Genomic DNA, 23,936 nt, shown 5'->3' on the forward strand with positions numbered 1-23,936 from the left:
CCGCGCGGCGGGGCCTGACCGGCTCACCGGGCGAACAACTGGACCAGCGCGTCGTCCAGGCCCAGCTCCTCGCCCTCCGTGCCCGGCGGGACGATCCGCAGGGTGCGCTCCAGCCACGCCGACACGGGGGCCGCCGGCGCCTCCAGCAGGGCGTCGCCGTCGGGGGAACTCAGCGCCATCAGCACGACGTCCCTCCCTCGCGCCTTCGCCGGCCACACCCGCACATCCCCGTGCCCGCAGGGCCGGAACACGCCCTCCACCAGCAGATCGCGGGCGAACGTCCAGTGCACGGGCCGCCCGGAGTCGATGTGGAAGGTGACGTGGACGGCGTACGGGTCGTCGCTGCGGTAGCCGAGGCGTGCCGGCACCGGGACGCCGTGCGCCGGCGACAGGACGAGCCTCAGCTCCAGTTCGCGCTCCACGACGGTGTACATGACGTTCCCCTCTCCAGTCCGCGGCCCAGGTGAGCCGGTACGGCAGGAGAGAGCGGCCAGCGGCGCGCGCATTACGCGGGTTCACGGACCTTTTGTCGCCGGGGTCCGCGCGGCTACCACATCCGTGCCCGAAAGGGGTGGGTCCGGCGGGACGGGCGGTGGGGGTTGCGCCCGTCTGATAGATGTGGAGGCCCCCATTACACCCCCGAGCAGATACGGGACGACGGACATGAGCGCCCCAACCCCGGCACCCGGTGACGACAGGCCCCGCGAAGGGTACTACCCGGACCCGTCCATTCCTGGGTACGTCCGGTACTGGAACGGTGCCGCCTGGGTACCGGGCACCAGCCGTCCGGCGCCCCGGGACGGCGAGACACCGGCCCCGCCGCCGGGGGTGCGCCCGGCGCAGCCCACCGCGTCCCCCGCGGCCGCCTCCGCGGCCGCCCCGGTCGAGGAGACCGGGCCGCACTTCTTCGACGAGGACCCGGCGGGGGAACCGCCGGCGTCCGGGGCCCAGCACGGCAGCCGCCCCGAGCCCGCCTCCGCCTGGGGCGCCGACCGCTCCCGCCAGTCCGGCTTCGGCGGCGACCAGGACCGCCGGGTGTCCTGGGGCGCCCCGCAGGGCGCGCAGAGCGCCGACCCACGGGTGCCGGGTCCCGCCCGGCCTGACGGTACGACGGTGAACCCGCCGGCCGGCCAGGACGCGCAGGGCGCCGACCCGGGCGGCACGTTCGTGTTCCGCCGGCCGGGGGCGAAGCCCGGGGGAGCGGCGCCGTCCGACGAGGGCACCATGACCTTCCGCGCCGTACCGCCGCGTGCGGGGCAGCAGGGCGGGGCGGGTGGCGCGAGCGCCGGTGCCGAGGGCGGGGCAGCAGCCCCGGGTGCGGGGGCGGCTTCAGGGTTCGGTGCCTCCGGGGGTGCGGGGGCGGGTGCTTCCGCCGGGGCCGCGGCCCAGGGTGGGGCAGGGACCTCGCCGGCCCACGGCGGTTTCGGTGCCCCCGCCCGGGATGCTGCGGCCACGCCCGCCGCCGGTGCAGGGGCCGGGACCCCCGCCGTGGGCCCCGCGTCCGGGTTCGGTGCGCCGGAGCAGGCCGCTGCCGCCGGACGCCCCGGGTTCGGGGCCGGGAAGGCCGCCGCCGCCCGGGCCTCGGCCGGGCAGGCGGCGGCATCGGCAGGACCGGCCGCCCCGGCCGCCCCGGCCGCGCCCACCGCACTGTCCGGCCCGCAGCAGGCACCTGCCGCGGCCGTCCCCGCGCAGCCCGCTGCCCCCACGGCCTCGGCCACCCCGCTGACCAGCGGCCCCGGCGGCGGACAGTCGTCCTGGGCGCAGCAGGTGCACCGGCTGGCGGGCGACGAGCAGCCCGTCGCGCCCTGGAAGCCGCCGGTCGAGGACCCCTTCCAGGCGGCCGCCCGGCGTCAGGCGGCGGCACGCCCCGCGCCGCTCGGCAAACGGCTGGCCGCCCGGCTGCTGGACACCCTCGTCCTCGCGGGCGTCACCTCCGCGGCCGCCGTCCCCCTCGGCATCAAGGCGGTCGACCACGTCAACGAGAAGATCGACGCCGCCAGACTCTCCGGCCAGACCGTCACGGTCTGGCTGCTGGACGGCACGACGTCGCTGTACCTCGGCATCGTCCTGGCCGTCCTGCTGCTGGCCGGTCTGCTGTACGAGGTGCTGCCCACCGCCAAGTGGGGCCGCACGCTGGGCAAGAAGCTGCTGGGCCTGGAGGTCCGGGACATCGAGGCGCACGAACCCCCGGGGTTCGGCGCGGCCCTGCGCCGCTGGCTGGTCTACAGCATCCCCGGGCTCCTCGTCGTCGGTGCGGTGGGCGTCCTGTGGGGCCTGTTCGACAAGCCGTGGCGGCAGTGCTGGCACGACAAGGCCGCGCACACGTTCGTCGCGGGCTGAGGACGTCCCCCCCGCCGGCCCGCTGATCCGGTAGCCCTAACGGCGGCACGCCGGATGCGTGGCCGGGAGGTTCGCGGTCCACTCGGGCCATGAGCACCGAACCGCCCTCCGGCTCCGGCCTCCCACCCGAAGACGACCCGTTCCGGAAGCAGCCCCCGCCGTACCAGGGCCCCTCCGAAGGCGGCCCCCAGGGCGGGGACCCGTACGGCGGGCCTCCGCCCGGCGGTCCTCCGCCCGGCGAGGGCCCGTACGGTGGCGGCCCGCAGGGCGGGGACCCGTACGGCGGCGGCCCGTACGGCGGCGGCTCCGCTCCCGGTGACCCGCTCGCCGGCATGCCCCCGCTCGCCGACAGCGGCAGGCGCACGCTCGCCCGCCTCATCGACATGATCCTGGTGGGCGCGGCGGCCTTCCTGCTCGGCTGGGCGTTCGGCGTCAACCAGTACGAGATCGACGACGACCGGTTCCAGGTGGGCCGGTCCGTGGGACAGGCCGTGCTGACCGCCGTCCTCTACATCGCCTACGACACCTTCCTGACCGCCCGGACCGGCCAGACCCTCGGCAAGCGGTGGCTGGGCATGCGGGTGGCCAACCTGGACAACGGCGCCACGCCCTCCGTACCGACCGCGCTGACGCGCGCGGCCGTGCTGTGGCTGCCGTTCGCGTTCTGCTGCGCGTGCGTGTGGACCGCCATCGCGGGCGGCTGGAGCTTCTTCGACAAGCCCTACAAGCAGGGCCTGCACGACAAGGCGGCCCGAACGGTGGTCGTCAGCACGAGTTGACAACCGCCCGGCCCGGGGCGCTCGGTCAGGAGGCCGCCCGCTCGCGCACGGGTTCCGCGGGCGCCGCCGAAGTGACCGAGGCGGGGACGCGCTCGGTGGGCGCGGGCTGGTCCAGCACGCTCGTGCGCTGCTTGGGGAGAGGCACCGTCAGTGCGACGAGCAGCCCGAGTACGAGCCCCGCGACGGCGATGACCGCGATGGCCGGGCCGGAACTCGTCTGTGACAGCAACAGCATGGCGAGCGTCGAGAGAACGACGGTGCACGCACCGTAGGCGAGCTGTGCGACGGTCGGACGAGGCATGGCAATCGTGTCCTCGGAAGCGGGGGCATCTCGACTTTATTCGCGTGCATGCCCGAGCGGAACCGACGGTAAGCGTGACCTGACCAACAGTGCCGGTGCACAGGGGGCGCACGGAGTCATGGTGTCCACCAGGTGGACGATCGCACGCGCCTGCCGGGGAGCCGCCGGGCGTCCGTAAAGCGGACACCGGCTCCGCATAATGCAATTGACCTGTGCAAGTCAAGATCTGTCTTTTCCTCTTAACCTCTAGTCAAATGTCGTCACTTGACTACACGCGTTGATCGCGCGCGCGGACCTTCCACGACCAGGACCCTTCCTTGCCGCGCGCCCGGACGCGGGGGAGGATCTCAAGTGACCAGTAGACGCTGGACGTTCAGGGCCGCGGCCATCGGTGTGGCGCTCGCGGCGGCCACCACCACGCTCTCCGCGTACGCCGTGGCCCAGGCCGCCGACCCGGCCGGTACGTCCGCCACCGTGGACCGGCGCGACCCGGCGGACCACGACCACGCCGAGCACGACCTCGAGGGCCCGCTCTCCAAGACCCAGGAGGCGCAGCGCGAGGAGGCCCTGAAGCAGGTCATATCCGGCACAGCCGAGGTGAAGGACCGGGAGGGCTCGAAGGTCGTCCAGCTCAAGAGCAAGAAGGGCGACCCGAAGTACGTCGAGCTCGGCCGCGAGAAGACCGACAAGATCTTCACGATCCTGGTCGAGTTCGGCGACCAGATCGACAGCCGCTACGGCGGCACCCCGGGCCCGCTGCACAACCAGATCCCGCAGCCGGACCGCAGCAAGGACAACTCCACGGCCTGGCAGGCGGACTACGACCGCGAGCACTTCCAGAACCTCTACTTCGGCACCGGCAAGAAGACCGAGTCGGTCAAGAAGTACTACGAGAAGCAGTCCTCGGGCCGCTACTCGGTCGAGGGCGAGGTCTCCGACTGGGTCAAGGTCCCCTACAACGAGGCCCGTTACGGCAACAACGCCTGCGGTGACAAGAACTGCCCGAGCGTCTGGAACGTCGTCAGCGACGGTCTGAACGCGTGGGTCTCCCAGCAGAAGGCAGCGGGGAAGACCGACGCGCAGATCAAGGCGGCCGTCGCCCGGTACGACCAGTGGGACCGCTACGACTTCGACGGCGACGGCGACTTCAACGAGCCCGACGGCTACATCGACCACTTCCAGATCGTGCACGCCGGCGAGGACGAGTCCGCGGGCGGCGGCGCGCAGGGCGAGAACGCCATCTGGGCGCACCGCTGGTACGCGTTCGGCACCGACGCCGGCGCCACCGGCCCGGCGAACAACAAGCTGGGCGGCGCGCAGATCGGCGGCACCGGCATCTGGGTCGGCGACTACACCATCCAGCCGGAGAACGGCGGACTCGGCGTCTACGCCCACGAGTACGGCCACGACCTCGGCCTGCCGGACCACTACGACACCAACGGCGGCGAGAACTCCACCGGGTTCTGGACGCTGATGTCCTCCGGTTCCTGGCTCGGCACCGGCAAGAACGAGATCGGTGACCTGCCCGGCGACATGACCGCCTGGGACAAGCTCCAGCTCGGCTGGCTGAACTACGGCACGGCCAAGGCCGCGACGAAGTCGAAGCACAAGCTGGGCGTCGCCGAGTACAACACCAAGCGCAAGCAGGCGCTCGTGGTCGAGCTGCCCAAGAAGGCGGTCACCACCGAGATCGTCACCCCCGCCCAGGGCGCCACCCAGTGGTGGAGCGGCAGCGGCGACAACCTCAAGAACACGCTGACCCGTTCCGTCGACCTCACCGGCAGGACGTCGGCCGCCCTCACCTTCGACGGCTGGTACGACATCGAGGCCGGGTACGACTACCTCTACACCGAGGTCTCCACCGACGGCGGCGCCAACTGGACCGCGCTGGACGGCACGGTGGACGGGCAGCCGATCCCGCGCGACGGCAGCGACAAGCCGGCCCTGACCGGCACGGTGGACGGCCACAAGAAGCTGGCGTTCTCCCTCGACGCCTACGCCGGCAAGAAGATCGACCTGCGCTTCCGCTACCAGACCGACGGCGGGGTGGCCCAGAAGGGCTTCACGGCCGACCGGATCACGGTGACGGCGGACGGCACGGCGCTCTTCTCCGACGACGCTGAGTCCGCCGACGCGGCCTGGACGGCGAGCGGCTTCTCCCGCGTCGGGGCGTCCTTCACCAAGGACTACGCGCAGTACTACCTGGCCGAGAACCGCCAGTACGTGTCGTACGACAAGACCCTCAAGGTCGGCCCGTACAACTTCGGCTTCGCGCCGGAGCGGCCGGACTGGGTGGAGCACTACCCGTACCAGAACGGCCTGCTGATCTGGAAGTGGGACACCTCCCAGGCGGACAACAACACCAGCCAGCACCCGGGCACCGGCCTGGTCCTCCCGGTCGACTCGCACCCGGTCCCGCTGAAGTGGTCCGACGGCACGCTGATGCGCAACCGCATCCAGGCCTACGACTCGCCCTTCAGCCTGTACCGCACGGACGGCATCACGCTGCACAAGGCGGGTGTCGCGACGAAGATCCCGTCGTCGAAGGGCGTGCCGGTCTTCAACGACCACACCAGCACGTACTACGACGCCTCGAACCCGGCCGCCGGTGTCAAGATCACTGACACCAACACCAAGATCAAGATCGTCAAGGAGGCCAAGGACGGCTCGACGATCTCCCTCGAGGTCGGCCCCGCAGTGAAGTAGCTCTGCGTTATCGCAGGTCAAACGGTGTTCGGCGGCAACCCACTGGCGGGTTGCCGCCGATCCGTGTTTAGGTGCGTCCTGTGGCTCTCTTATTGACACCGACCGGTACGGGGGGATGACCGCATGGCCGCAGGAGGTTTCTGCAAACTGCCGAACGGCTCGGTGGTCGTGGCGCTGAACCTGCCCAGCCCCGCCCCCGACGGCCCCGGCTGCGTACGCGTACTCGTCCACGCCCAGAACCGCGCCCGGGCCCTGACCAGGCTCCGCAACCTGGGCATGCGGGCGGTCTACCTGCGGGGCAACGCGGCTCCGCCGACCCCCGACGAGGTCACCGCGGTCCTGCACCACCCCGACGGCCTGATATGGCGCACGGCCCCCGGCAACGGTGTCGCGCCAGGCCCCGAACCGGTGCAGGAGCTCTGGCGCCCGATCAGGGCCCTGCTCGGCCGCCCGGCGGCCCGGACCTGACGACGGCCCGCGCCGTACGCACGACGCGGGCCATCGGTGCGGCGGGAGTGCCCGAGGTCACTCCCGTCCGGCCCCGGAGGGCCGCGCGCGTTCGTTCGCGGCGGCCACCGAGGCGGCCTTCTGCAGCCCGGCGACCGTCGTGGTGAACCTGGTGCGCTTCGGCGCGGGCGCGTCCGAGCCCCCGTTCACCTTCTCGGCGTCCGCTGCGGTGAGCCCCACGATGGTGGTGGAGGCCGGCTGGACGCTGCCCTTGGTGACCAGGAAGATGCCCTGGTTGCCGCCCACCGGGATCCAGAACTGGGGCACCGAGGTGATGCCCGGGTGGTCGCCGGCGGCCAGCTGGGTGAGGTAGAGGGCGTACTGCTTGCCGACGACGAGCGGCGTGGTCCCTTCCATGGACACGGCGTCCGTGTCGATGTTGCCGACGGTGATCTCGTCGCCCTCACTGACGCCGAAGCCGCGCTTCATCATCCCGCTGACGCGCACCTTCAGGAACACCATCGGCATGCAGGTGGTGTCCCCCGAGCCGTCCCCGGCGATCCCGGACGGCGTCGAGGTGGGATCGGGCGAGCTGGTGGCGGACGGATCCGGGCTGGGATCGATGCTGTCGGGGGCGGTCGGGTCGACGGGCGGCTCGGTGGTGGATTCGCCGCCCTCGTCGCACTCCTTGGTCTGCACGCTCAGGACCGCGCCGGTGATGGCGATGTCCGCGGCGGTGGTGACCTCCTCGGCGCTGGCGTACTGGGCGTAGTCCGCCTCGACGTGGGGCCGTCCGTCACCGCCCCCGGCCGACGAGCCGGGTCCCGAGCAGGCCGTCAGGCAGGCGAGGGCCAGGCCGGCGGCGACGGGGAAACGCATGCTCTTCTTCACACAACCCCGATCTTGGACTCGCCGTTGCTCTTCGCGTGCCGGAAGCAGCCGGTTGCCCGGTGGCGTCCCCGCGGCCCCGGGCGCTCGGAATCGGCGATCTTGGGTTGGCGACCGTGTCCGTCAGGTGGCGACGACCGGCTTGCCGGACAGTTCCACCCCGGCCTCGCGCATCTCCTCCAGTGCGCGTTCGGTCGTCTCCTGGGAGACCCCGGCGGTCAGGTCCAGCAGGACGTGGGTGCGGAAACCCTCCCGCACGGCGTCCAGGGCGGTGGCCCGTACGCAGTGGTCCGTGGCGATGCCCACCACGTCCACCTCGTCGATCTCCCGGGCCCGCAGCCAGTCCGCGAGCTGCACCCCGTTCTCGTCGGCCCCTTCGAAGCCGCTGTACGCCGCCGCGTACGCCCCCTTGTCGAAGACGGCGTCGATGGCGCCCGAGGCGACGGCCGGGGCGAAGTTCGGGTGGAAGCCCACGCCCTCCGTGCCGGCCACGCAGTGCGCGGGCCAGGAGCGGACGTAGTCGGGGTTGTCGGCGAAGTGGCCGCCGGGCGCGATGTGGTGGTCGCGGGTGGCCACCACGTGCCGGTAGCCGGCGGGTGCCTGCCCGATCAGCTCGGTGATGGCGGCGGCCACGTCGGCACCGCCGGCCACCGGGAGGCTGCCCCCCTCGCAGAAGTCGTTCTGCACGTCTACGACGATCAAGGCGCGGCGCATGGTCGGTGTCCTTCGACTATGGGGTCGGGGTTCTCGGCTGCGGGGCCCGGCCGGTGAACCTCCGAGCCTATGAAGTGGAAATGCCGCCGGGGAGGGGGTCTGCGGGGCGTACGACGGCACACGGCCCTTAGCTACCCGAGCCCCCGTGGACGTACTCCGTCGGAAGGACGGGTTCCCCGCGCGAGAGCTGGGTAGCGGACAGCGGCAGGCCGGCCCGGGCGGCCGCGTGCCGCTCCCGGGCCGCGTCCAGCGGCTCGCGGGCGACCACCTCGCCCCCCTTGACCAGCTCGACCAGCAGCTGCCGGTCCACCAGCTCGCCCGGCACCCGGCCCGTGCCGACCACCTCGGCCTCCGCCACCCCGTGGGTGTCCAGCCGCCGCGCGGCCCACTTGCGCCCCCCGAGGGAGGTCTTGCCGCCGGTGGACTTCTTCGCCACCGGCACCAGCGGCGCCCTGGGGTCGGCGGACTCGGCCCGCGCGACCAGCTTGTAGACCATCGACGCCGTCGGATGGCCCGACCCGGTCACCAGCTGGGTACCGACGCCGTAGGCGTCCACGGGCGCCGCCGCCAGCGAGGCGATGGCGTACTCGTCCAGGTCGGAGGTCACGATGATCTTCGTGTCCCGCGCGCCCAGCTCGTCCAGCTGCTGCCGCACCCGGTGCGCGACCAGCAGCAGGTCGCCGGAGTCGATCCGGACCGCGCCCAGCTCGGTGCCCGCGACCTCCACCGCCGTACGGACCGCTTCGGTGACGTCGTACGTGTCCACCAGCAGCGTGGTGCCCCGGCCCAGCGACTCCACCTGGGCCTGGAAGGCGTCCCGCTCGCTGTCGTGCAGCAGGGTGAAGGCGTGCGCGGAGGTGCCGACGGTGGGGATGTTGTAGCGGAATCCGGCAGCGAGGTCGGAGGTCGAGGAGAAGCCGCCGACGTACGCGGCCCGGGACGCGGCCACCGCCGCCAGCTCGTGGGTGCGCCGGGCGCCCATCTCGATCAGCGGCCGGTCCCCGGCGGCCGACGCCATCCGGGAGGCCGCCGCGGCGATCGCCGAGTCGTGGTTGAGGATCGACAGGATCACGGTCTCCAGCAGCACGCACTCGGCGAAGCTGCCCTCGACCCGCATGATCGGCGAGCCGGGGAAGTAGACCTCGCCCTCGGGGTAGCCCCAGATGTCGCCGCGGAAGCGGTACCCGGCGAGCCAGGCCAGGGTCTGCTCGTCGACGATCTGCCGCTGCCGCAGGAAGCGGAGCACGCCCTCGTCGAAACGGAAGTTCTCCACGGCGTCCAGCACCCGCCCGGTGCCCGCGACGACCCCGTACCGCCGCCCCTCGGGCAGCCGCCGGGTGAAGACCTCGAACACGCTCCGCCGCTCGGCCGTACCGGCCTTCAGCGCGGCCTGGAGCATCGTCAGCTCGTACTGGTCCGTGAAGAGCGCCGTCGAGGGAACGTCCACCGGCAGCCCAAGGTCCGCTGTGTTCATAGGAAGAGATCGTACCCCCATTTCGTCACTCTGACGATTGTGGTCGATTCCCGTACGCGCCAGGCCTGTTTGTGCGAGTACCCCCCTGTGGTGGCAGCATGGGCCTTGTGACGGCAGCCGCACCCATCGAGATCGAGAAGACCGAGTCGGCGGAGGAGACCTCCGCCGTACCCGAGCCGGACGTCCCCTGGGTGACGATCGTCCACAACGACCCCGTCAACCTCATGAGCTATGTGACGTACGTCTTCCAGACGTACTTCGGCTACTCCAAGGACAAGGCCACCAAGCTCATGCTCGACGTCCACCACAAGGGCCGGGCGGTCGTCTCCAGCGGAACCCGCGAGGAGATGGAACGGGATGTGCAGGCCATGCACGGCTATGGCCTGTGGGCCACCCTCCAGCAGGACCGGAAGTAGCGAATCGCCTTCATGCCAGGACACTTCGAACCGCTCCCCGGCGGCGGCGCGGCCGTCGCCCTCGACGACGTCGAGATCTCCATCATCCGGTCGCTGGCCGTGCAGCTCCTGGAGCTCATCGGCCCCGGCCCCGCCGAGGACGCCGAGGCCGACCCGCTGGCCGAGCTGTTCGCCGAGGGCCCGAGCGAACCGCCCTCCGACCCGGTCCTCCAGCGCCTCTTCCCGGACGCCTACAGCGACCCCGAGCAGGCTCCCGCCTCCCCGCGGGAGGCCGAGGAGCGGCGGGCGTACTCCGCCGAGTTCCGCCGCTACACCGAGAACGACCTGCGCGCCGGGAAGCGCGACAACGCCCTGGCGGTGATCCGGACCCTGGACCAGCTGGCGTCGGCCGCCGCCGGCGAGGGCGGGGCGGTGCTCAAGCTCTCCCCGCAGCAGTCCCGGCAGTGGCTCGGTGCCCTGAACGACCTGCGCCTGGCGATCGGCTCCCGGCTGGAGATCACCGACGAGGACGACACCGACGCGCTCTTCCGCCTTCCCGACGAGGACCCGCGCAAGCCGATGGTGATGGCCTACCTGTGGCTCGGCGGGCTCCAGGAGACGCTCGTCGGCACCCTTATGCCGTGAAGTGTGGGGATTTCGTGTTCGCTCAGCGGACGCTCAAATCCGCATAACGATCCCGTCACCGCGACGGCCCCGTATGGGCGGCTGGCGCGGCTTTTGTCCGCTTCTTTCTGTGGCATGCGCCACACTCCGCCCCGGTGATCAATGACGCGGCCGTGGTACATCTTCACGACCGCCCGGCGAACACCACCCGTATGTTCGGCCGGGTGCGCCATGTGGCCGGCGGATCGCCGGCCGGGCACCGCTCCATCAATCCGGGGGGATCGAAACCCGATCCGCGGCCGACTCCAGGCCCGGGTCGGCATGGAGAAAGGCGCACCACACATGACCTCAGCGCAGGTCGACAAGAACACCGGGGACGCCGTGCCCGAGGAGGGGTACGAGCGCGGGCTCGGCAGCCGTCAGGTCCAGATGATCGCCATCGGCGGCGCCATCGGCGTCGGTCTGTTCCTGGGCGCCGGTGCGAACATCGCCAAGGCCGGTCCCAGCCTCATCCTGATGTACGCCCTCGCCGGCGTGATCATCTTCTTCATCATGCGGGCGCTCGGCGAGCTGCTGCTCTACCGCCCGGTCTCGGGCTCCTTCGCCGAGTACTCGCGCGAGTTCCTCGGCCCGTTCTTCGGCTACTTCACCGGCTGGACGTACTGGCTGATGTGGGTGGTCACCGGCATGGCGGAGCTCACCGCCGCCGCGATCTACGTGAACTACTGGTGGCCGTCCGTCCCGCAGTGGGTCACCGCCCTGGTCTTCCTGGTCGTGCTGTTCACGGCCAACCTGATCTCGGTGAAGCTGTTCGGCGAGATCGAGTTCTGGTTCTCGATGGTCAAGGTCACCGCCCTGATCGGCATGATCGTGATCGGCCTGGGCGTGCTCACCTTCGGCTTCAGCGCCGCCGGCGACACCGCGGCCGTCTCCAACCTGTGGGCCTTCGACGGCTTCTTCCCCAAGGGCATCGGCTCGTCCCTGATGACCCTCCAGGGCGTGATGTTCGCCTACCTCGCCGTCGAGCTGGTCGGTGTGACCGCCGGTGAGTCGGAGGACCCGGAGAAGACCCTGCCCAAGGCGATCAACACCCTGCCCTGGCGCATCGCGCTGTTCTACGTCGGCGCCCTGACCGTCATCCTCTGCGTCGTGAAGTGGACCGAGTTCGCCGAGGGCGTCAGCCCCTTCGTGAAGGCCTTCGCGGTCATCGGCATCCCGGCCGGCGCGGGCATCGTCAACTTCGTCGTGCTGACCGCCGCGCTGTCCTCCTGCAACTCCGGCATGTACTCCACGGGCCGCATGCTGCGCACCCTGGCCGACAACGGGGAGGCCCCCAAGGTCTTCACCAAGCTGTCGTCGACCAAGACCCCGGCGCTCGGCATCACCGTCTCGGTGCTCTTCATGGGCATCGGCGTGATCCTGAACTACATCGTCCCGGAGAAGGCCTTCGGCTACGTCACCTCCGTCGCCACCGCGGCCGGCATCTGGACCTGGCTGATGATCCTCGTCAGCCACGTGCTGTACCGCCGCGCGGTGGTCGCGGGCCGGCTGCCCGCCTCCTCCTTCCCGGCGCCGGGCGGCGCGGTGTGCTCCTACATCGCCATCGCGTTCCTGCTCTTCGTCACGGGCCTGATCGCCTACGACGCCGACTCCCGGGTCTGCCTGTACGTCATGGCCGGCTGGGCCGCCGCCCTGGCCATCGGCTGGGCCGTGCTCAAGAGCCGCAACCCGGAGGTCACCCAGCGCCGCGAGCCCGAGCTGGAGAACGTCTGAGCCAGGGGGTCCTGCCCTCTCCAGGACGTCCAGGCGGACGGGGTTCTCGTGGCACCCCGTCCGCCTGCCGCTCAGGACGTCCGGCATGTGGGCCGTTCCGTACCATCCCTCGGTACGGAACGGCCCTGTTGCTTATCCTGACGAGCATGCTGACCATCACCCAGGCCCTGTACGACCAGATCGTCGCCCACGCGCGCAAGGACCACCCCGACGAGGCGTGCGGGGTCGTGGCGGGTCCGGCGGGCTCGGACCGCCCCGAGCGCTTCATCCCCATGCTGAACGCGGCGATGTCGCCCACCTTCTACGAGTTCGACTCGGGCGACCTGCTGAAGCTCTACCGCGAGATGGACGACCGGGACGAGGAGCCGGTGATCATCTACCACTCCCACACGGCGACCGAGGCGTACCCGTCCCGCACGGACATCTCGTACGCCAACGAGCCCGGCGCCCACTACGTCCTGGTCTCCACCGCCGACACCGACGGACTCGGCGAGTTCCAGTTCCGCTCCTTCCGGATCGTCGACGGCGAGGTGACGGAGGAGGAGGTCACGGTTGTCGAGGCCTACTGACCAGGGCCCTGAGCTGCTGCGTCTCGCCAGGCGGTCGTAAGGCGTCCACCATGCGATATCACACTCCGAGCCCCGGATCGGGAATCGATACGATGAGCCCATGGTTCTCCACGACGTGAGCGACAAGACGCCGGGCACTCTGCTCGTGGCGCGGCTGCACGTCGACCTGTGCAGGCTTGCCAGCGCCATCTGTTGACGCCCCCTGCCGCCGTACGGCCGTGAGCCGCGGCGACCGCTCCCCCTGCGTACGACCACGCACTCCCGCGCCGCCGCGCGTCCACCGACCCGACGAAACCTTCCGACAGGAGCCCGCAATCATGGCCATCGAGGTCCGCATCCCGACCATCCTCCGCCAGTACACCGACGGCCAGAAGGCGGTGGAGGGAACCGGGGACACCCTCGCCGAGCTCTTCGCCGACCTCGAGACCCGGCACGCGGGCATCCAGGCCCGCATCGTGGACGGCGACCAGCTGCGCCGCTTCGTCAACGTCTACCTCAACGACGAGGACGTGCGCTTCCTGGACGGCATCAACACCAAGCTGTCCGACGGTGACAACGTCACGATCCTGCCGGCGGTGGCCGGCGGCATGGCCTGACCAGGGCTGCTGATCCTCGATGCGTTACGACTCCCCGCTGGCCGCGGTGGGCAACACCCCGTTGGTGCGCCTGCCGCGGCTGTCGCCGTCCGCCGACGTCCGGATCTGGGCGAAGCTGGAGGACCGCAACCCGACCGGCTCGGTCAAGGACCGCCCGGCCCTGCACATGATCGAGCAGGCGGAGAAGGACGGCCGCCTGACGCCCGGCTGCACGATCCTGGAGCCGACGTCCGGCAACACCGGCATCTCCCTGGCCATGGCGGCCAAGCTCAAGGGCTACCGCATGGTGTGCGTGATGCCGGAGAACACCTCCCAGGAGCGCCGGGACCTGCTCGGCATGTGGGGCGCGGAGATCATCTCCTCCCCGGCCGCGGGCGGCTCCAACACGGCGGTCCGTCTCGCCAAGGAGCTGGCGGCCGAGCACCCGGACTGGGTGATGCTCTACCAGTACGGCAACCCGGACAACGCCGGCGCCCACTACGCGACGACGGGCCCGGAGATCCTGGCGGACCTGCCCTCGATCACCCACTTCGTGGCCGGCCTCGGCACCACCGGCACCCTCATGGGCGTCGGCCGCTACCTGCGCGAGCACAAGCCCGACGTGAAGATCGTCGCCGCCGAACCGCGCTACGACGACCTGGTCTACGGCCTGCGCAACCTCGACGAGGGCTTCGTCCCCGAGCTGTACGACGCCTCCGTGCTGACGACCCGCTACTCGGTCGGCTCGGCCGACGCCGTGACCCGCACCCGCGAGCTGCTCCAGCAGGAGGGCATCTTCGCCGGCGTCTCCACGGGCGCGGCCCTGCACGCCGCGATCGGCGTCGGAAGGAAGGCCCTGAAGGCCGGCGAACAGGCCGACATCGTCTTCATCGTGGCCGACGGCGGCTGGAAGTACCTCTCCACCGGCGTATACACGGCCGCCACCACGGAAGAGGCCATCGAAACGCTCCAGGGCCAGCTCTGGGCCTGACCCGCCACGGGGGACCGGGGCCCTGAAGCTCCGGTCCCTTCGCCGGACCGGGCCGGTCCACCCGGCAGCCGCTGTGCCGCCGGCCAGGCTGCCGGGCGTCCCCTCACCCCGCCAGGTACCGCACCCGGTCCCACAGCGCCGGGTCCACCACACCCACCCTGTGCCGGAACCCCCACACCGGCACCTCGCGCAGTTCGTCCGTCTCCAGGAAGCTCGCGCGGCCCTGCGCGTCGCCCACCGCACCGGGCGGCAGCGCGATCACCCCGGCCCGTCCGTCCCGGAAACTCGTCGTGATGCCGGCGACCGTGGCGCGTTCGCCCCGCACCGCCAGCACCAGACACGGCCGGTCCTGCGCCCGGCCCCGCTCGTCCTCGCAGGGCACCTCCGCCCACCAGATCTCCGCCGGCTGCGGCCGCCCGTCCCCGGGCCCGGCCGAGCCCCGGCCCCACAGCCGCGCCCGCCGCTCCAGCGACCGGCGGCCCCACCCGTCGACGAGCGTGGCGACGAGGACGAGGAGCATCACCGCCGCGAGCGCCAGCCACCAGGAGGTGTCCATATCGTTGACAGTACCGGCGCACAACCGCCCCCGCGCGCCCCCTGCCAGGTCCCGCACACCCCGCGACCAGCCGAACCGGTGATACCACAGGTGAGTTCGCCCACAACGGCCCCTGGTGGAGGAGCGACCGGACGTTTTGCGCCTTACGCTCGACGCACCGCACGACCCCCTACGCCCCTACCAGACTTTTCCCGCCAGCGGAGGTTTCTGCTTCATGAAGCTCACCGTCGTCGGCTGCTCGGGGTCGTTCCCGTCCGCGGAATCGGCCTGCTCGAGCTACCTCGTCGAGGCCGACGGCTTCCGGCTGCTTCTCGACATGGGCAACGGCGCCCTGGGCGAGCTGCAGCGCCACTGCGGTCTCTACGACCTCGACGCGATCTTCCTCAGCCATCTGCACGCCGATCACTGCATCGACATGTGCGCGTACTTCGTGGCGCGCTACTACCGGCACGACGGCGGCCGCTGCGCTCCGCTCCCCGTCTTCGGACCCGAGGGCACCGAGCACCGGCTGACCACCGCCTACGCCGACACCCCCTCGGCCTCCTCCATGAGCGAGGTCTTCGACTTCCACACGGTCAAGCCGGGCACCTTCGAGATCGGCCCGTTCACCGTGCACACCGAGCGCGTGGCGCACCCCGTGGAGGCGTACGGCATCCGCATCGAGCACGGCGGGAAGGTCCTGACGTACTCCGGCGACACGGGCGTCAGCCAGGCCCTGGACCAACTGGCCCAGGACGCCGACCTGTTCCTGTGCGAGGCCGCGTTCACGCACGGCAAGGAGAACATCCCCGACCTGCACCTCAACGGCCGCGAGGCGGGCGAGACGGCGGCCCGGGCCCACGCCCGGCGCCTGGTCCTCACCCACATCCCCCCGTGGACCGACCCGCAGGTCAACCTCGCCGACGCCCGCACGGTCTACGACGGCCCGGTCGAGCTGGCCGTGCCGCGCCGGACGTACGAGATCTGACCATCCGGACCCGGACACGGCTGTGGGCCACGGACGCTCCCGTCCGTGGCCCACAGTCATGTCCGCCGCGTGAGGCCTACTTGGCCTCCGCCTTCTGCAGTTCGGCCAGCTCCTCGTCGGACTCGCGGCCCGGCGTCGGCAGGTTGAACTTCGTGATCGCGAAGCGGAAGACCGCGTAGTACACCGCCGCGAAGCACAGGCCGACCAGGGCCAGGCCCCACGGGTTGGTCGCGATGCCCAGGTTCAGGAGGAAGTCGATCGCGCCGGCCGAGAAGCCGAAGCCGTCCTTCATGCCGAGGGCCCAGGTCAGCGCCAGCGACACACCGGTGAGCACCGCGTGGATCGCGTACAGGACCGGGGCGATGAACATGAACGTGAACTCGATCGGCTCGGTGACACCGGTGACGAACGAGGTCAGCGCGAGGGAGAACATCATGCCGCCGACGACCTTGCGGCGCTCCGGACGGGCGCAGTGCACGATCGCCAGGGCGGCGGCCGGCAGCGCGAACATCATGATCGGGAAGAAGCCGGTCATGAACTGGCCGGCGGTCGGGTCACCGGCCAGGAAGCGGGCGATGTCGCCGTGCTTGCCCTCGTACTCGCCGGCCTGCAGCCACGGGAAGGAGTTCAGCAGGTGGTGCATGCCGACCGGGATCAGGGCGCGGTTGGCGACACCGAAGATGCCCGCGCCGACGGCGCCGGAGCCGACCAGCCACTCGCCGAGGTTGTGCAGTCCCGCGCCGAGGACCGGCCAGATGTAGCCGAAGACGATGCCGATGATCAGACCGGCGAAGGCCGACAGGATCGGGACCAGACGGCGGCCGCCGAAGAAGCCGGCCCAGTCGGGCAGCTTGGTGCGGTGGAAGCGCTGGTAGAGGAGGGCGACGACGATGCCCATCACGACACCGCCGAGGACCCCCGCGTCGACCGGCTTGTCCACCATGACGATCTTGTCGTCGACGACGGTGGCGACCTTCGGCAGGTTCTTGTCGGTGAACGTGGCCAGGACGTTCTTGAAGACCAGATAACCGGTGACGGCGGCGAGCGCCGTCGAACCGTCCGACTTCTTGGCGAAGCCGATGGCGATGCCCACGGCGAACAGCAGCGGCATGTTCTCGAGGATGGCGTTGCCGCCGGCCGCCATGAAGGAGGCGATCTTCGTGAGGAACGCGGGGAACGACTCGCGCCCGAGCATGTCGCCGTTGCCGAGGCGGACCAGGAGTGCGGCGGCGGGCAGTACCGCCACCGGGAGCATCAGGCTGCGGCCGATACGCTGCAGTACAGCCATCGCCCCGGCGCCCTTCTTCTTGTCGGCCGCGGGAGCGGCGCTGGCCGTGGTCACAACTTCCTCCAGGGGGTGCCCCCGGCCGGGCCGGACCGGGGGAGGGCATGGCGCCGCCCGGACAAGGAGGGGACGGCGGGTGTCTGGTCTACACCACTCAGTGGTGTAGACCTGTTGTAGCACGGTGAAGGCAGGATAAGGAACCCGCGATTCGCGCTACTGATCCGCTACGTTCCGCCGCCGGCGTCCGGCCCTTTGTCGAGGGGCGGGCTCCTGGTGTAGACCAGTCGGCGAACGGTACCGCTGGGACCATTCGCGAAGACGGGCCAACTGTGGGTTACTGCGACAAAGCGGTTTTGACCAGGGAGAACGAACATGGCCAGCAAGGCTGAGAAGATCGTTGCCGGGCTCGGCGGCATCGACAACATCGAGGAGGTCGAGGGCTGCATCACGCGCCTGCGCACCGAGGTCGTGGACCCCGGCAAGGTCGACGAGGCCGCGCTGAAGGCCGCGGGCGCCCACGGCGTCGTCAAGATGGGCACGGCGATCCAGGTCGTCATCGGCACCGACGCCGACCCGATCGCGGCGGAGATCGAAGACATGATGTGAAGAGCCGGCATCATCCCCGGCTTCACCCCTTAAGGGCCCTTCCCCCGGCGGGAGGGGCCCCGTCCGTCGCTACGGCTAGGCTCAGCCCATGTCTCGAATCGACGGCCGCACCCCCGAACAACTCCGCCCGATCACCATCGAACGCGGCTGGAGCAAGCACGCCGAGGGCTCCGTCCTCGTCTCCTTCGGCGACACCAAGGTGCTGTGCACCGCCTCCGTCACCGAGGGCGTCCCGCGCTGGCGCAAGGGCAGCGGCGAGGGCTGGGTCACCGCCGAGTACGCCATGCTGCCCCGCGCCACCAACACCCGCGGCGACCGCGAGTCGGTCAAGGGCCGGATCGGCGGCCGCACCCACGAGATCAGCCGCCTCATCGGCCGCTCCCTGCGCGCCGTCATCGACTACAAGGCGCTCGGCGAGAACACCATCGTCCTGGACTGCGACGTCCTCCAGGCCGACGGCGGCACGCGCACCGCGGCCATCACCGGCGCCTACGTCGCCCTCGCCGACGCGGTCGGCTGGGCCCAGGGCAAGAAGCTGATCAAGCCCGGCCGCCAGTGCCTCACCGGCACCGTCAGCGCGGTCTCGGTCGGCATCGTCGGCGGCGTCCCCATGCTGGACCTCTGCTACGAGGAGGACGTCAAGGCCGACACCGACATGAACGTCGTCTGCACCGGCGACGGCCGCTTCGTCGAGGTCCAGGGCACCGCCGAGGCCGAACCCTTCGCCCGCGAGGAACTGAACGCCCTGCTCGACCTCGCCGTCGCCGGCTGCACGGAACTGGCCGCCCACCAGCGCACCGCGCTCGACACGACCCTGGCAAGGTAAAGGGAACCCCAAAAAAGCCGGCCGGTGCGCGCAACCGCACCGGCCGTCCGCCGCGTCTGAGGAAGTACGGGCGCACGGCTCATCCCTGTGCGCCCGGCCAGTACCCAGGGCCCCTGAGCCCCACCGAGGAGGGACTCTGCCATGTCCGCGAGGTCCGCGAGCCGCCGACGACGCACCGCAGCCGTCGCCGCCGGCCTGGCCGCACTCGCCCTGACGGCCGGGCTGACCACCGGCTGCGACGCCGTGGGCAAGGCCCTGGACTGCGTCCAGACCGCCGACGCCATCGCCGGCAGCGTCGCGGACCTCCAGCAGGCCGTCGAGAACGCCGCGAACGACCCCACCCAGCTCGACGAGTCCCTCGACTCCATCGACAAGAACCTCGACGAACTCGGCGACAAGACCGGCGACGCCGACGTCAACAAGGCCGTCGACGACCTGAACAAGGCCGTCGAGAACGTCCGTACGGCGATCAGGAACGGCGACGAGACGCCCGACATCAGCCCCGTCACGGACGCGGCCGGCGAACTCACCAAGGTCTGCACGCCGTAACGGGCCGCCCGGGCCCCCGGCGATACTGGGGGCCATGACCCGCTTGATCCTCGCCACCCGCAACGCCGGAAAGATCACCGAGCTGAAGGCGATCCTCGCCGAGGCCGGCCTCCCGCACGACCTGGTCGGCGCCGACGCGTTCCCCGACATCCCCGACGTCAAGGAAACCGGCGTCACCTTCGCCGAGAACGCCCTGCTCAAGGCCCACGCCCTCGCCCGGGCCACCGGCCTGCCGGCCGTGGCCGACGACTCGGGCCTGTGTGTGGACGTCCTCAACGGCGCCCCCGGCATCTTCTCCGCCCGCTGGTCGGGCCGCCACGGCGACGACCGGGCCAACCTCGACCTGCTGCTGGCCCAGCTCGCCGACATCCCCGACGCGCACCGGGGAGCCCACTTCGCCTGCGCGGCGGCCCTGGCCCTGCCCGACGGCACGGAACGCGTGGTGGAGGGCCGGCTGCGCGGCGTCCTGCGCCGCGAGCCCGCCGGCACGAACGGCTTCGGCTACGACCCGATCCTCCAGCCGGAGGGCGAGACCCGCACCTGCGCGGAACTGACCCCACAGGAGAAGAACGCCATCAGCCACCGGGGCAAGGCGTTCCGGGCGCTGGTGCCGGTGGTGCGGGAGCTGCTCGGCTGAGCAGCCGACGAGCTGGTGCGGCCGGAGGGACTCGAACCCTCACGGGAGTTACCCCACTGGGACCTAAACCCAGCGTGACTGCCAATTCCACCACGGCCGCCCGGCGCTGCCCGGCCATGCTACTGGTCGGGCACCGTCCTCACAGGCCCAGATCCCGGATGATCTTGGCCACGTGACCCGTCGCCTTGACGTTGTACAGGGCGCGTTCCACCTTGCCGTCCTCGTCCACGACCACCGTGGAGCGGATCACGCCGACCGTGGTCTTGCCGTACAGCTTCTTCTCGCCGTACGCGCCGTAGGCCTTCAGGACCTCCTTGTCCGGGTCGGCGAGGAGGGTGACCCGCAGGGACTCCTTGTCGCGGAACTTCGCCAGCTTCTCCGGCTTGTCGGGGGAGATGCCGATGACGTCGTAGCCGGCGCCGGCCAGCAGGTCGAGGTTGTCCGTGAAGTCGCAGGCCTGCTTCGTGCAGCCGGGGGTGAGGGCGGCCGGGTAGAAGTAGACGATGACCTTGCGGCCCTTGTGGTCCGTCAGGGAGACCTCGGTGCCGTCGGCGTCGGGGAGGGTGAAGGCGGGGGCCACGTCCCCCGGCTGGAGTCGCTCGCTCATCGGACCAGCGTAACCGGGGGTGCTGACATGTCCGCCGGGCATCGAGCTGACAGACTGTGCGGCACAGGCTTTCAACCGACTTCGGAGGCGACACGGTGGCGGACCAGGCGGACACCAGAACCCCGGCGCAGATCGAGGCGGACATCAGGCGCCGCCGCGAGGTGCTGGCCGAGACCCTCGACGAGATCGGGGTGCGGGTGCATCCGAAGACGATCGTCGGGGACGCCAAGGCCAAGGTCGCGTCCCACGTCGACCACACCCTCGGGCGGGCCTACGTCCAGGTCAATCGCGTGGTGAGCGAGGTGAGGGCGCAGTTCGTGGACGAGGAGGGCGCGCCCCGGCTGGAGCGGGTGGTGCCCGCCGCGCTCCTGGTGGTGGGGGTCGTCGGGCTGCTCACGCTGAGCACCCGGCGGCGCAAGGACTGACCCACCCGCGTACGGATGCGGCGAAGGCAGGTAGGTTTCACAGCGTGAGCGCCAACAGAAACGACAGCACCCATCACGACAAGCTGCCCATCCGGATGCTCCACGACCGCGTTCTCGTGCGGCAGGACACCAACGAGAAGGGCGAGCGGCGTTCCGGCGGCGGCATCCTGATCCCGGCCACGGCGGCGGTCGGCCGCCGGCTGGCCTGGGCCGAGGTCGTCGCGGTGGGGCAGAACGTACGGACCGTGGAGCCGGGTGACCGGGTTCTGTTCGATCCGGAGGACCGGGCCGAGGTCGAGGTGCGGGGCGTCGCGTACGTGCTGATGCGCGAGCGGGACCTGCACGCGGTGGCCGCGGACCGGTTCGAGGGAGCCGAGGACTCCACGGGCCTGTACCTGTAGATCAGCTGCCGAGTCCAGTGGCCAGAAGGGGCCGGTGACCGTTGTCACCGGCCCCTTCTGGCCGTGGTCCGCCGGCCCGCTACTCCCTGCGGGTCGTCTGCGGGAGGGTGCCGCCGGTCGTGCCGCCGGTCGAGCCGCCCGCCGGGCCTCCGGTGGTGCCGCCGTCGGTGGTGTCGCCGCCGCCCGTCGTACCGCCGTCGGTGGTGCCGCCCGTGGTCGTGTCGCCGCCGCCCGTCGTCGTGCCGCCGTCGGTGGTGGTGGTGCCGCCGTTCTGGCCCGGGGTCTGCTCGGGCGTGCTCGGCGTCTGCTCGGGCGTGCTCGGGGTCTGCTCCGGCGTCTGGCTGCTGTCCTGCCCGCCGGTCGCCGTGCCGTCGTCGCCCTGGCCGCCGGTGGTCGGGTCGGCCGGGGCCTCGCTGATGCCCTGGTCCTCCCCGGCGCCCGTCTGGAGCTGGAGGTCGAAGTCGGTGACCGGCTTGCCCTTGAGGGCGTTGCGGGTGAACTGGGCCCAGATCTCCGCGGGCGCCCCGCCGCCGTTGATGCGCGGCAGGCCCATCGCGCCGTACAGCGGCTTGTGCGCGGCCGTGACCGGGTCCTGGCCCATCACCGCGACGACGGTGGCCAGGTCGGGCGTGTAGCCGGCGAACCAGGCGGCCTTGTCCTGCTCGGCGGTACCGGTCTTGCCCGCCGCGGGGCGGCCGGCGGCCTGGGCGGCGGTGGCGGTGCCGTTCTGGACGACGCTGCGCAGCACGGAGGTCGTGGTGTCGGCGGCCTCCCGGCTCACGGCCTGCTTGGTGCGCCGCTCGGGCAGCTGGATCGGCCTGCCCTCCTTGGTGACCTTCTCGACGATCGTGTACGTGCCGTGCCGGCCGTGGTTGGCGAGCGTGGCGTAGGCCTCGGCCATGTCCAGCACGCTGGCGTGCGCCACGCCGAGCGCGATGGACGGGGAGGGGTACAGCTCGGGGGTCGAGGCGGGCAGGCCCAGGTCGACGGCGGTCTGCTTGACCTTGGCGGGGCCGACGTCGACCGCCATCTGCGCGTACACGGAGTTGACGGACTTGTCGGTGGCCTGGCGGACCGTGATGTCGCCGTAGTCGACCTGGTCCTCGTTCTCCGGGGCGTAGGAGCCGCCGGACCAGCCCTGCACGGGCCGCTGGTTGGTCCCGTCGTAGACCGTGTTCGGGGTGATCATGCGGCCGTCCTGGGTCTGCGAGTGGTTCTCGACGGCCGAGGTGAGCACGAACGGCTTGAAGGTGGAGCCGACCTGGAAGTCCCGCCGGGTGGCGTTGGGGGTGTACTGCTTGACGTAGTCGATGCCGTTGTACATCGCGACGACCTTGCCGGTCTTCGGGTCGACGGCGGCGCCGCCCGCGCGGACGTACGTGTCCACCTTGCGCTTCTTGTCGAGCTTGTCGATCAGCTTGTCGTTGACGGCCTTCACGAACGCGTTCTGCTTGCTCTTCTGCAGTGTCGTCGTGACGCGGTAGCCGCCGGCGTCCAGCGACTGCTTGTCGACGATCTTCTTCTGGACGAGGTAGTCCTCGACGATCCGGACGATGTAGCCGCGCTGCCCGGACATGCCGGTGGAGACGGCGGACTCCTTGGGCATCGGGAACTTCATGCCGGCCCGCTTCGAGGCGTCGAGCCAGCCCTTCTTGACCATGCCGTCCAGGACGTAGTTCCAGCGGGCCTCGGCGGCCTTGCGGTTCTCCGGGTGGACGACGACGTCGTACTCGCTGGGCGCGTTGACCAGCGCGGCCAGGTAGGCGGCGCGGCCCGCGTCGAGGTCCCTGGCGTCCATGCCGTAGTAGGCCTGGGCGGCGGCCTGGATGCCGTAGGCGTTGCGGCCGAAGAAGCTGGTGTTGAGGTAGCCCTCGAGGATCTCGTCCTTGCTCTTCTCGCGGTCCAGCTTGATCGAGATGAAGAACTCCTTCACCTTGCGGGTGACGGTCTGCTCCTGGCGCAGGTAGTAGTTCTTCACGTACTGCTGGGTGATCGTGGAGCCGGACTGCTTGCCCTTGCCGGTGGCGGTGTTCCAGGCGGCGCGCAGCATCGCCTTGGGGTCGATCGCGGACTCGGTGTAGAAGTCGCGGTCCTCGGCGGCCAGGATGGCGTGCTGGGCGGGCTTGGAGATCTGGGCGAGGGTGACGTTTTCCCGGTTGACCTCGCCGTCGCGGGCGATCACGGAGCCGTCCGCGTACAGGTAGACGTTGGCCTGCTTGGTGGCGAGCGCGTTGGCGGGCGGGATCTTCACCAGCGAGTAGCCGAGGAAGAACCCGCCGACCAGCAGCAGGGCGACGACGATCGTGGTGCCCAGCACCATCCGCCAGGTCGGGATCGCCCGGCGCCAGCCGGTGCGGCGGCGCTTGCCCTGTCTGTCGTCTCCCGGGTCGTCAGCCGCCTGTGGCTCACCCGGTGCCCAGCCCTGGGTCGGCTGCTGCGGCTGCGGCTCGTCGCTCATCTCGTGCACGGACTCCTGTTTCGCGTCGTACGTTCCCGTACGC

Annotated in this window: 27 protein-coding genes and 1 tRNA gene; 18 read left to right on the forward strand and 10 right to left on the reverse strand. The window is 71.0% G+C overall.

The genetic code is table 11. The features are described from left to right. Positions 1-23: 23 nt before the first annotated feature. Positions 24-434 (reverse strand): SsgA family sporulation/cell division regulator, encoded by a 411-nt coding sequence (locus AB0K80_RS07520; RefSeq protein ID WP_365666855.1) that lies wholly within the window; start codon positions 432-434, stop codon positions 24-26. A gap of 229 nt (positions 435-663) precedes the next feature. On the opposite strand from AB0K80_RS07520, the gene AB0K80_RS07525 reads away from it, so the two are divergent. Continuing rightward, positions 664-2,340 (forward strand): RDD family protein, encoded by a 1,677-nt coding sequence (locus tag AB0K80_RS07525; protein ID WP_365666857.1) that lies wholly within the window; start codon positions 664-666, stop codon positions 2,338-2,340. A gap of 89 nt (positions 2,341-2,429) precedes the next feature. Beyond that, positions 2,430-3,119 carry an RDD family protein gene (locus tag AB0K80_RS07530; RefSeq protein ID WP_365666859.1) on the forward strand — a complete coding sequence of 230 codons (690 nt, stop codon included), beginning with the start codon at positions 2,430-2,432 and terminating at the stop codon, positions 3,117-3,119. A gap of 25 nt (positions 3,120-3,144) precedes the next feature. Here AB0K80_RS07530 and AB0K80_RS07535 read toward each other — a convergent pair whose 3' ends face one another. Next, positions 3,145-3,420, reverse strand: coding sequence for a hypothetical protein (locus tag AB0K80_RS07535; protein WP_365666861.1), 276 nt, complete (start codon positions 3,418-3,420; stop codon positions 3,145-3,147). Between the two features lie 351 nt (positions 3,421-3,771). On the opposite strand from AB0K80_RS07535, the gene AB0K80_RS07540 reads away from it, so the two are divergent. Both AB0K80_RS07540 and AB0K80_RS07545 read left to right on the forward strand, forming a co-directional pair. After that, positions 3,772-6,126 carry an immune inhibitor A domain-containing protein gene (locus AB0K80_RS07540; RefSeq protein WP_365666863.1) on the forward strand — a complete coding sequence of 785 codons (2,355 nt, stop codon included), beginning with the start codon at positions 3,772-3,774 and terminating at the stop codon, positions 6,124-6,126. A gap of 123 nt (positions 6,127-6,249) precedes the next feature. Beyond that, on the forward strand, positions 6,250-6,594 hold the full coding sequence (locus AB0K80_RS07545; RefSeq protein ID WP_365666865.1) for a hypothetical protein: 345 nt from the start codon (positions 6,250-6,252) through the stop codon (positions 6,592-6,594). A gap of 57 nt (positions 6,595-6,651) precedes the next feature. On the opposite strand, the gene AB0K80_RS07550 is transcribed toward AB0K80_RS07545, so the two are convergent. The 3 genes from AB0K80_RS07550 to AB0K80_RS07560 form a co-directional block, all read right to left on the reverse strand. Further along, on the reverse strand, positions 6,652-7,452 hold the full coding sequence (locus AB0K80_RS07550; RefSeq protein WP_365666867.1) for a hypothetical protein: 801 nt from the start codon (positions 7,450-7,452) through the stop codon (positions 6,652-6,654). A gap of 132 nt (positions 7,453-7,584) precedes the next feature. Then, on the reverse strand, positions 7,585-8,175 hold the full coding sequence (locus AB0K80_RS07555) for a nicotinamidase (RefSeq protein ID WP_365666868.1): 591 nt from the start codon (positions 8,173-8,175) through the stop codon (positions 7,585-7,587). Positions 8,176-8,302: 127 nt separating this feature from the next. Beyond that, positions 8,303-9,649 (reverse strand): nicotinate phosphoribosyltransferase, encoded by a 1,347-nt coding sequence (locus tag AB0K80_RS07560; RefSeq protein ID WP_365666870.1) that lies wholly within the window; start codon positions 9,647-9,649, stop codon positions 8,303-8,305. Positions 9,650-9,747: 98 nt separating this feature from the next. Between AB0K80_RS07560 and clpS the strand changes: the two genes are divergently transcribed. From clpS to AB0K80_RS07595, 7 genes are all read left to right on the forward strand, one after another. Next, positions 9,748-10,065 carry an ATP-dependent Clp protease adapter ClpS gene (clpS, locus tag AB0K80_RS07565; RefSeq protein WP_365666872.1) on the forward strand — a complete coding sequence of 106 codons (318 nt, stop codon included), beginning with the start codon at positions 9,748-9,750 and terminating at the stop codon, positions 10,063-10,065. 12 nt (positions 10,066-10,077) lie between these two features. After that, positions 10,078-10,689 (forward strand): DUF2017 domain-containing protein, encoded by a 612-nt coding sequence (locus AB0K80_RS07570; RefSeq protein ID WP_365666874.1) that lies wholly within the window; start codon positions 10,078-10,080, stop codon positions 10,687-10,689. A gap of 321 nt (positions 10,690-11,010) precedes the next feature. Then, positions 11,011-12,441, forward strand: coding sequence for an amino acid permease (locus AB0K80_RS07575; RefSeq protein ID WP_365666876.1), 1,431 nt, complete (start codon positions 11,011-11,013; stop codon positions 12,439-12,441). A 146-nt stretch (positions 12,442-12,587) separates the two neighbouring features. Further along, positions 12,588-13,010: a M67 family metallopeptidase gene (locus AB0K80_RS07580; protein ID WP_365666878.1), complete on the forward strand. Its 423-nt coding sequence runs from the start codon at positions 12,588-12,590 to the stop codon at positions 13,008-13,010. A 100-nt stretch (positions 13,011-13,110) separates the two neighbouring features. Further along, positions 13,111-13,206, forward strand: coding sequence for a putative leader peptide (locus AB0K80_RS07585; RefSeq protein ID WP_356041199.1), 96 nt, complete (start codon positions 13,111-13,113; stop codon positions 13,204-13,206). 121 nt (positions 13,207-13,327) lie between these two features. Then, entirely contained in the window at positions 13,328-13,606 is a 279-nt protein-coding gene (locus AB0K80_RS07590; protein ID WP_365666880.1) for a MoaD/ThiS family protein, read from the forward strand. Between the two features lie 19 nt (positions 13,607-13,625). Next, complete coding sequence (locus tag AB0K80_RS07595; protein WP_365666882.1) at positions 13,626-14,576, forward strand: cysteine synthase; 951 nt, start codon at positions 13,626-13,628, stop codon at positions 14,574-14,576. 103 nt (positions 14,577-14,679) lie between these two features. Here the strand turns inward: AB0K80_RS07595 and AB0K80_RS07600 are convergent, their stop codons facing one another. Then, the gene (locus AB0K80_RS07600; RefSeq protein ID WP_365666884.1) at positions 14,680-15,132 is read right to left on the reverse strand and encodes a type II toxin-antitoxin system PemK/MazF family toxin; all 453 of its coding nucleotides are present in this window, start codon (positions 15,130-15,132) and stop codon (positions 14,680-14,682) included. Positions 15,133-15,346: 214 nt separating this feature from the next. Here AB0K80_RS07600 and AB0K80_RS07605 point away from each other — a divergent pair, with 214 nt between their 5' ends. Beyond that, the gene (locus AB0K80_RS07605; RefSeq protein WP_365666885.1) at positions 15,347-16,099 is read left to right on the forward strand and encodes an MBL fold metallo-hydrolase; all 753 of its coding nucleotides are present in this window, start codon (positions 15,347-15,349) and stop codon (positions 16,097-16,099) included. 76 nt (positions 16,100-16,175) lie between these two features. Here the strand turns inward: AB0K80_RS07605 and AB0K80_RS07610 are convergent, their stop codons facing one another. Beyond that, positions 16,176-17,441 (reverse strand): PTS transporter subunit EIIC, encoded by a 1,266-nt coding sequence (locus AB0K80_RS07610; RefSeq protein WP_365666887.1) that lies wholly within the window; start codon positions 17,439-17,441, stop codon positions 16,176-16,178. 315 nt (positions 17,442-17,756) lie between these two features. Between AB0K80_RS07610 and AB0K80_RS07615 the strand changes: the two genes are divergently transcribed. From AB0K80_RS07615 to rdgB, 4 genes are all read left to right on the forward strand, one after another. Continuing rightward, on the forward strand, positions 17,757-17,990 hold the full coding sequence (locus AB0K80_RS07615; RefSeq protein ID WP_365666889.1) for a PTS glucose/sucrose transporter subunit IIB: 234 nt from the start codon (positions 17,757-17,759) through the stop codon (positions 17,988-17,990). An 88-nt stretch (positions 17,991-18,078) separates the two neighbouring features. Further along, positions 18,079-18,816: a ribonuclease PH gene (gene rph / locus AB0K80_RS07620; RefSeq protein WP_365666891.1), complete on the forward strand. Its 738-nt coding sequence runs from the start codon at positions 18,079-18,081 to the stop codon at positions 18,814-18,816. Positions 18,817-18,957: 141 nt separating this feature from the next. Further along, entirely contained in the window at positions 18,958-19,365 is a 408-nt protein-coding gene (locus tag AB0K80_RS07625) for a hypothetical protein (RefSeq protein ID WP_365666893.1), read from the forward strand. Between the two features lie 34 nt (positions 19,366-19,399). Beyond that, entirely contained in the window at positions 19,400-20,002 is a 603-nt protein-coding gene (gene rdgB / locus AB0K80_RS07630; protein ID WP_365666895.1) for an RdgB/HAM1 family non-canonical purine NTP pyrophosphatase, read from the forward strand. A gap of 13 nt (positions 20,003-20,015) precedes the next feature. Here rdgB and AB0K80_RS07635 read toward each other — a convergent pair. Both AB0K80_RS07635 and bcp read right to left on the reverse strand, forming a co-directional pair. Continuing rightward, positions 20,016-20,102: transfer RNA gene (locus tag AB0K80_RS07635), tRNA-Leu, on the reverse strand. Between the two features lie 39 nt (positions 20,103-20,141). Next, positions 20,142-20,609 carry a thioredoxin-dependent thiol peroxidase gene (gene bcp, locus AB0K80_RS07640; RefSeq protein WP_365666897.1) on the reverse strand — a complete coding sequence of 156 codons (468 nt, stop codon included), beginning with the start codon at positions 20,607-20,609 and terminating at the stop codon, positions 20,142-20,144. A 95-nt stretch (positions 20,610-20,704) separates the two neighbouring features. On the opposite strand from bcp, the gene AB0K80_RS07645 reads away from it, so the two are divergent. Then, entirely contained in the window at positions 20,705-21,034 is a 330-nt protein-coding gene (locus AB0K80_RS07645) for a DUF3618 domain-containing protein (RefSeq protein ID WP_365666899.1), read from the forward strand. A 44-nt stretch (positions 21,035-21,078) separates the two neighbouring features. Then, positions 21,079-21,435, forward strand: a complete 357-nt coding sequence (locus tag AB0K80_RS07650; RefSeq protein WP_365666900.1) for a co-chaperone GroES — start codon at positions 21,079-21,081, stop codon at positions 21,433-21,435. Positions 21,436-21,514: 79 nt separating this feature from the next. Here AB0K80_RS07650 and AB0K80_RS07655 read toward each other — a convergent pair whose 3' ends face one another. Further along, a complete protein-coding gene (locus tag AB0K80_RS07655) occupies positions 21,515-23,893 on the reverse strand; it encodes a transglycosylase domain-containing protein (RefSeq protein ID WP_365666902.1) in 2,379 nt (792 codons plus the stop codon). Positions 23,894-23,936 lie beyond the last annotated feature (43 nt).

The organism is Streptomyces sp. NPDC052682 (genome assembly GCF_040678435.1).
Lineage (GTDB): Bacteria > Actinomycetota > Actinomycetes > Streptomycetales > Streptomycetaceae > Streptomyces.

Bases quoted from the DNA above. Each gene is read 5' to 3' on its own strand.
- AB0K80_RS07520 (WP_365666855.1), bottom strand. From the start codon at position 434: ATGTACACCGTCGTGGAGCGCGAACTGGAGCTGAGGCTCGTCCTGTCG.
- AB0K80_RS07525 (WP_365666857.1), top strand. From the start codon at position 664: ATGAGCGCCCCAACCCCGGCACCCGGTGACGACAGGCCCCGCGAAGGG.
- AB0K80_RS07530 (WP_365666859.1), top strand. From the start codon at position 2,430: ATGAGCACCGAACCGCCCTCCGGCTCCGGCCTCCCACCCGAAGACGAC.
- AB0K80_RS07535 (WP_365666861.1), bottom strand. From the start codon at position 3,420: ATGCCTCGTCCGACCGTCGCACAGCTCGCCTACGGTGCGTGCACCGTC.
- AB0K80_RS07545 (WP_365666865.1), top strand. From the start codon at position 6,250: ATGGCCGCAGGAGGTTTCTGCAAACTGCCGAACGGCTCGGTGGTCGTG.
- AB0K80_RS07550 (WP_365666867.1), bottom strand. From the start codon at position 7,452: ATGCGTTTCCCCGTCGCCGCCGGCCTGGCCCTCGCCTGCCTGACGGCC.
- AB0K80_RS07555 (WP_365666868.1), bottom strand. From the start codon at position 8,175: ATGCGCCGCGCCTTGATCGTCGTAGACGTGCAGAACGACTTCTGCGAG.
- AB0K80_RS07560 (WP_365666870.1), bottom strand. From the start codon at position 9,649: ATGAACACAGCGGACCTTGGGCTGCCGGTGGACGTTCCCTCGACGGCG.
- clpS (WP_365666872.1), top strand. From the start codon at position 9,748: ATGGGCCTTGTGACGGCAGCCGCACCCATCGAGATCGAGAAGACCGAG.
- AB0K80_RS07570 (WP_365666874.1), top strand. From the start codon at position 10,078: ATGCCAGGACACTTCGAACCGCTCCCCGGCGGCGGCGCGGCCGTCGCC.
- AB0K80_RS07575 (WP_365666876.1), top strand. From the start codon at position 11,011: ATGACCTCAGCGCAGGTCGACAAGAACACCGGGGACGCCGTGCCCGAG.
- AB0K80_RS07580 (WP_365666878.1), top strand. From the start codon at position 12,588: ATGCTGACCATCACCCAGGCCCTGTACGACCAGATCGTCGCCCACGCG.
- AB0K80_RS07585 (WP_356041199.1), top strand. From the start codon at position 13,111: ATGGTTCTCCACGACGTGAGCGACAAGACGCCGGGCACTCTGCTCGTG.
- AB0K80_RS07590 (WP_365666880.1), top strand. From the start codon at position 13,328: ATGGCCATCGAGGTCCGCATCCCGACCATCCTCCGCCAGTACACCGAC.
- AB0K80_RS07595 (WP_365666882.1), top strand. From the start codon at position 13,626: ATGCGTTACGACTCCCCGCTGGCCGCGGTGGGCAACACCCCGTTGGTG.
- AB0K80_RS07600 (WP_365666884.1), bottom strand. From the start codon at position 15,132: ATGGACACCTCCTGGTGGCTGGCGCTCGCGGCGGTGATGCTCCTCGTC.
- AB0K80_RS07605 (WP_365666885.1), top strand. From the start codon at position 15,347: ATGAAGCTCACCGTCGTCGGCTGCTCGGGGTCGTTCCCGTCCGCGGAA.
- AB0K80_RS07615 (WP_365666889.1), top strand. From the start codon at position 17,757: ATGGCCAGCAAGGCTGAGAAGATCGTTGCCGGGCTCGGCGGCATCGAC.
- rph (WP_365666891.1), top strand. From the start codon at position 18,079: ATGTCTCGAATCGACGGCCGCACCCCCGAACAACTCCGCCCGATCACC.
- AB0K80_RS07625 (WP_365666893.1), top strand. From the start codon at position 18,958: ATGTCCGCGAGGTCCGCGAGCCGCCGACGACGCACCGCAGCCGTCGCC.
- rdgB (WP_365666895.1), top strand. From the start codon at position 19,400: ATGACCCGCTTGATCCTCGCCACCCGCAACGCCGGAAAGATCACCGAG.
- bcp (WP_365666897.1), bottom strand. From the start codon at position 20,609: ATGAGCGAGCGACTCCAGCCGGGGGACGTGGCCCCCGCCTTCACCCTC.
- AB0K80_RS07655 (WP_365666902.1), bottom strand. From the start codon at position 23,893: ATGAGCGACGAGCCGCAGCCGCAGCAGCCGACCCAGGGCTGGGCACCG.